Annotated in this window: 5 protein-coding genes; all 5 read right to left on the bottom strand. The window is 62.5% G+C overall.

Annotation, left to right across the window (positions count from 1 at the left end; all coding sequences use genetic code 11):
* Window positions 1-69: 69 nt before the first annotated feature.
* Window positions 70-2,037: a selenocysteine-specific translation elongation factor gene (selB, locus tag JWQ61_RS11425; RefSeq protein ID WP_304360638.1), complete on the bottom strand. Its 1,968-nt coding sequence runs from the start codon at window positions 2,035-2,037 to the stop codon at window positions 70-72.
* Window positions 2,034-3,491, bottom strand: a complete 1,458-nt coding sequence (selA, locus tag JWQ61_RS11420) for an L-seryl-tRNA(Sec) selenium transferase (protein WP_304360637.1) — start codon at window positions 3,489-3,491, stop codon at window positions 2,034-2,036. The genes selB and selA overlap by 4 nt, the downstream gene beginning before the upstream one ends.
* Window positions 3,492-4,439 (bottom strand): formate dehydrogenase accessory protein FdhE, encoded by a 948-nt coding sequence (gene fdhE / locus JWQ61_RS11415; RefSeq protein WP_304360636.1) that lies wholly within the window; start codon window positions 4,437-4,439, stop codon window positions 3,492-3,494.
* A 23-nt stretch (window positions 4,440-4,462) separates the two neighbouring features.
* The gene (locus JWQ61_RS11410) at window positions 4,463-5,116 is read right to left on the bottom strand and encodes a formate dehydrogenase subunit gamma (protein ID WP_304360635.1); all 654 of its coding nucleotides are present in this window, start codon (window positions 5,114-5,116) and stop codon (window positions 4,463-4,465) included.
* The coding region (locus JWQ61_RS11405) for a formate dehydrogenase N subunit beta transmembrane domain-containing protein (protein ID WP_304360634.1) at window positions 5,113-5,487 on the bottom strand (375 nt) is incomplete at its 5' end. The genes JWQ61_RS11410 and JWQ61_RS11405, both read right to left, overlap by 4 nt.

Genomic DNA, 5,487 nt, shown 5'->3' with positions numbered 1-5,487 from the left:
CCCCCACCGGGTTTGAAGCCCGGCCGCATCACCGGATACGTGTGCCTTCCTTGATTATGGCGCTCTATCTTATCCTGATTCTGTATGCTCGCGCCATCCCGGCCAGGCAGCCTCGCCATCGCGCAATGCGTGCGCATCCCGCACACGGCGGGTGTAACCTACGCGGTCAAAAAATTCCAGGATCTGGATGGCGCGCTTGCGTCCCAGTCCTGTAGCATCGCGCCACTGTGCGGCGTTCACTCCGGCAGTCGCGCTAGTGCCTTGTCCTGATTTTCGTTCAGTTGTCAGGCCTGCCAGCAGTGCGGCCAGCTCACGCACGCGATCATGGTGATAGAACAGGTCACGTTCAACTTGATATACCAGCCCTTGCCGCAGCAATTTACGTAGCAGCAGCCGCATCTGTTCCTCTGGAATTTTATGCGCCTGCGCCAGCTCACGCACCCAGGGCGGATCGAATCCTGCCGCTGCCAGCGTCGGCAACAGTTGCTGCGCTAGCGCCTGCTCGCTGGCCGACAGCGACACCGCATGTTGCGGCAGGTGCAGCCATGGTCCGCTACGCTGGATCGCCGCCTCGCTGATGAGTGAGCCGATGACTGCCTGCCATAGCGCATTGTCCAGCGCCGGCAGCGCCATGCGCCTCAGGCGCGCGGCATCCACACCCTGTTCATCAGGAAAGCGCGCATGAAAATCCGTGAGGGCAGTTACCGCCAGCGTTCTTAAAGACTTCCACTGCGCCGGCAGCATGACAAAGTTATCCTGCTCTTGTGAATTGATCGCAATGGATCGCGCACCTTCCGGCAGTTGCAACGCAGCCGATGGCAGTCCGCTGAGCTGCATCAGCGTGGACAGGCGCATGCCGCCGGGCGAAGCGGCTTGCAGCAAGGCGCTGACGCCGGCTCCGTCCAGCATCTGCTGCATGGCGTCGAGCCATGCCTGGCGCTCTGGCGCGCGGCGTTTGCGCGCTGGAGCAAGCGGGTCCAGCACGTGGCCGCCGCCTATCGTCATGTTTGCCTGCGCATTGCGGACGATGAATCGATCGCCGGGAATGGCGCAGACAGGCGATTCGAATAGCAGCTGCACCCTGCTGCGGCTGCCGGGAGCCAGTGTATTCCCTTCCAGCAGCGCGGCCTGGGCGACCTGATGCAAGGTGCCCAGGTGCACATGCAGGGGAGAACGGTTGCGCAGCAATACGCCGGCATGGGCCGACAGCTGGAGTTCCACATCCATCCTGGTCGATGCTGTCATGGCGGACGGGGCAGCCAGCCAGTCGCCGCGTTTGATGGCGTCCTTGTCGATGCCGCTCAGGTTGAGCGCGCAACGCTGCCCGGCGTGGCCGCTGGCGGCAGGGCGGTTTTGCACATGCAGGCTGCGCACCCGCACGGTATCGCCGGCCGGCATCAATGCCAGGTGATCGCCAACCTGGGCCTGGCCGGAGAAAACGGTGCCGGTCACCACCGTGCCGTGCCCGGCGAGGGTAAATACGCGATCGATGGCCAGCCTGAACAGGCCGTCATCGCGGCGCGGCGGCATGTGTTGCGCGACCTGGTGCAAGTGATGCTGCAGGGCGGTGGTTCCGGCATCTTGCGCATGATGCGCCGCGACGGCGAAGACCGGCGCGTCTGCCAGCTTGGTGGCCGCCAGCAACTCGCGAATTTCGCTGGTGACTTCTGTTATACGCGCTGCATCGACGCGGTCGGTCTTGGTCAATGCCACCGCACCGGTGCTGATGCCCAGCCACTGCAGGATTTCCAGATGCTCGCGCGTCTGTGGCATGACGCCGTCATCGGCAGCGATCACCAGCAACGCAAAGTCGATGCCGGACGCGCCGGCCACCATCGTATGCACCAGGCGTTCGTGGCCGGGCACGTCGATAAATCCCAGCACCTCGCCGTTCGGCAGCGGTGTATAGGCATAGCCCAGTTCAATCGAAATGCCCCGGGCCTGCTCCTCCTTGAGGCGGTCGGTGTTGACGCCGGTCAGCGCCTTGATGAGTGTAGTCTTGCCGTGATCGATATGCCCGGCGGTGCCGACGATCATATGGACAGGCCTTGCAGCTGCGTGCTGAACAGGGCTTCGTCTTGCTGCTCCAGGCAGCGGCAATCCAGCCACAGCGCGTCGTTGGCGATCCGTCCTATGACAGGGCGCGGCAGCTGGCGCAGGGCTTTTTCCAGCTTGTCGAGCGCGCGGCCGTGGCGCTTGCCGCCGTTGGCGGCATTCCCGGCACGAACCACCAGGCCATGGCTAGGCAACTGATCGACGGGCAGGGCGCCGCTGCCGATCTGGCTGAACATTGCTTCGGCGGTGACGGTATAGTGGGTTCCGAGCACGTTCTGCAGCGTCGGCAGCAGGCGCTCGGCCTGCGCTTTGATCACCGGCTGGCTGCGGGTAAGCAGGCGCAGCGTCGTCAGGCGTTCCGCCAGGAATTCCGGCGCCAGGTACAGCCGCAGCACCGGTTCCAGTGCAGCCAGGGTGAGTTTGCCGACGCGCAGCGCGCGCTTCAGCGGATTTTTCTTGATGCGGCGTATCAGGTCGGCGCGGCCGACGATCAATCCGGCCTGCGGCCCGCCCAGCAGCTTGTCGCCGCTGAAGGTGACCAGGTCGGCGCCTTGGCGGATGGTTTCCCGCACCGTGGTTTCTCCAGGCAAGCCCCACTGCGTCAGGTCCACCAGGGTGCCGCTGCCAAGGTCGACTGTCACAGGCAGCCCGTGCGGCCGCGCCAGTTCCGCCAGCGTGCTCACTTCCACGCTGCGGGTGAAGCCGCTGATGGCGTAATTGCTGCAATGGACTTTCATCAGCATCGCACTGCGCGGTGTGATGGCGTTGGCGTAATCCGCTGGATGGGTGCGGTTGGTGGTGCCGATTTCAACCAGCTTTGCGCCCGCGCGCTGCATGATGTCCGGAATGCGGAATGCGCCGCCAATCTCGACCAGCTCGCCGCGCGAAACGATGACTTCCTTTTTCTGCGCCAGCGCATTGAGCATCAGCAGCACCGCGGCCGCGTTGTTGTTGACCACGGTGGCGGCTTCGGCGCCGGTCAGTTCGCACAGCACATCTTCGACCAGGCTGTCGCGGTCGCCGCGGCCGCCGGTTTCGAGGTCGAATTCGAGATTGCCGGGAGATGTCAGCGCACTGACCACCGCTTGCACCGCTTCGTCCGGCAACAGGGCGCGGCCGAGGTTGGTATGCAGCACGGTGCCGGTAAGGTTGAACAATGCACGCAGGTGCAGCCGGCTGGCAGCTGCCAGTTGTTTCTCAAGAATGTCGATCAGCTGCGAGTCATCGACGTCTGCCGGTATCAGTTTGCCTGCCAGCGCATCGGCTCTCAGCTTGTCCAGGTGTTTGCGCAGCGCTGCGGTCAGCTGGGTGCGCCCGTACAGCGCCAGCAATGGTTTGATGTCTGCCAGGTTCAGGATCCGGTCCACCGAGGGAATGTCGCTGGCGGAGGCTGTCGAAGTGGCGGCTGTCCCGGCAGGCGTGATTGCAGCAGCCATTCAATTCTCCATGGATTGCCAGAGCAAGGGGTTGCCGCGCCGGCGTGCGTAAGCAGTTTCACCCATCAGCAGGTCCAGGGCTATGCTGGCCAGGTCATCGGCCAGCGGTTCGATATAGGGATCTTTTTCCTGGTAGAAGATTTTAAGCCAGCTATGGCATTCGTCGCAGGTTTCCGCCTTGATGGCTACCGGGCCGTCTTCTATGACCTGGTACGCAATGCCTTTCGTGGAGTCGCAATGGCTGCACTTGATGCGCACCATATGCCATTCGGCGGCGCACATGCTGCATTGTAAATAACGATGGCCCTGCGACTGTCCATCCATCCGCACCACGCTGGCCACCGGCAGCGAGCCGCAGCATGGACACAGGCCGGGCGTATCGAGCAGCGGTACGTCGCGTTCGCTGAAACGGGTTACAAGATCGCAGCACACCACTTGCAAGGCCGCGGCATAGAACGGTGCCGTGGCAGGATCGACAATCTCGTTGTTGCCGTGCAGGATGGCTTCGGCCTGGCTGTCGCGCTGGTTGGCGCTGCTTTGCCGGATACGTGCTATCAGTTGCGTTACGGCCACCGGGACGCCGCCCGCTATCGCGAGGTGCTCAAGCAAATGCTGCAGCAACTGCGCCAAAACCGCTTGCCAATGCGGGCTGCGCACCTGGTCCGTGGCCAGGATCAGCGGCATCAAATGCGTGTTTGCGAGATTGATGCGGGCCTGATCCCGGGCATGGTCGTTCGGTTCGCCGGCCAGTTTGTCCAAGGCCAGTTGCTGAGCTTCTACCAGCACCGCCATCAGGCTCAGGTATTCGCCGATGGCGTTGCCGGCCGCGAGTTGCTTCAGGCGCTGCGCGCGACTGCCGAACACGCTGGTCCGCTCCGGCAGGCGAATGCGTGGAATGGCGTTGTGATCGAGCGCTTCGATTTCACCTGGTTCGAGAATGCGTTGCAAAGTAATCCCTTTATTTAATCCCTTTATTCACCAGTCATCTTCCGGTACCACGCCGGGTGATGCTTGCGCGCCCAGGCGCGGCTGACCGTTCCGCGCGTCATGGCGCCTATCGTGCCCTTGATCCACAGCGCGGCATAGATATGCACGACGATGCCGACGATAAGCAGGGAACCGCATAACGCATGCAGCACGACTGCCGCCCGGATGACGAATATCGGGAACATCCAGGAGAACCAGGCGCGCCAGATGACGATGCCGGACAGCAGCAATCCAATCATGCAAGCAATCATCATCCAGAATAACAGCTTCTGGCCGCCGTTGTAGCGGCCTACCGGCGGCAGGTTTTCTTCGCGGTTGTTGACTACGTCGCGTATGCCTTTTAGCCAGGCGATGTCGTTTTTTTCGATCAGGTTGTGCCGCCAGAACCCCAGCGCCAATATCGCAAAGCAAAGGAACATCACCAGCCCGATGAACGGATGCAGGATCCGCGTCCATGGCCCGCCGCCCAGCACGAAGCTGAGCCAGAACATGGCTGGATGAAACAGCGCCAGCCCGGACAGCGCCAGTATGACAAACGTGATGGCAACGATCCAGTGGTTGATGCGCTCCCTGGCGTTGTAGCGCTCAATATTGTCTTTTGTGCTGTCTTTTTTTACATCGCGTTCGGAATTGTTCATGGTGGCAAATCCTGCGAGTTGATGTCGGGACCGTTCGCGTTGGCCTCGGGCGGAGTAAGCAGCGCGGCAGGTTTTGCCGCACTGGCTTCGTCCCGTTCCGCAGCCTCGTCTTCTTCCGTGACTTCGTTTGGCCCGATCTTGATATAGTGGAAAAATCCTGCCAGCGCGGTCAGGGCGATGCCCGCCAGCACCAACGGCTTGGCGGCGCCTTTCCACAAACCGACCAGCGGACTGATGCGCGGATTGTCCGGCAGCCCGTGATACAGCGACGGCCGGTCGGCGTGGTGCAGCACATACATGACATGGGTGCCGCCCACGCCTGGCGGGTCGTACAGCCCGGCTTTGTCGAAACCGCGTTCCTTGAGGTCGAC

Origin of the sequence: Collimonas fungivorans, assembly GCF_028292705.1 — a bacterium.
GTDB lineage: Bacteria > Pseudomonadota > Gammaproteobacteria > Burkholderiales > Burkholderiaceae_D > Collimonas > Collimonas fungivorans_B.
The sequence above is the reverse complement of the archived record's forward strand: the minus strand, read 5'-3'. Positions and strand labels throughout refer to the sequence as shown.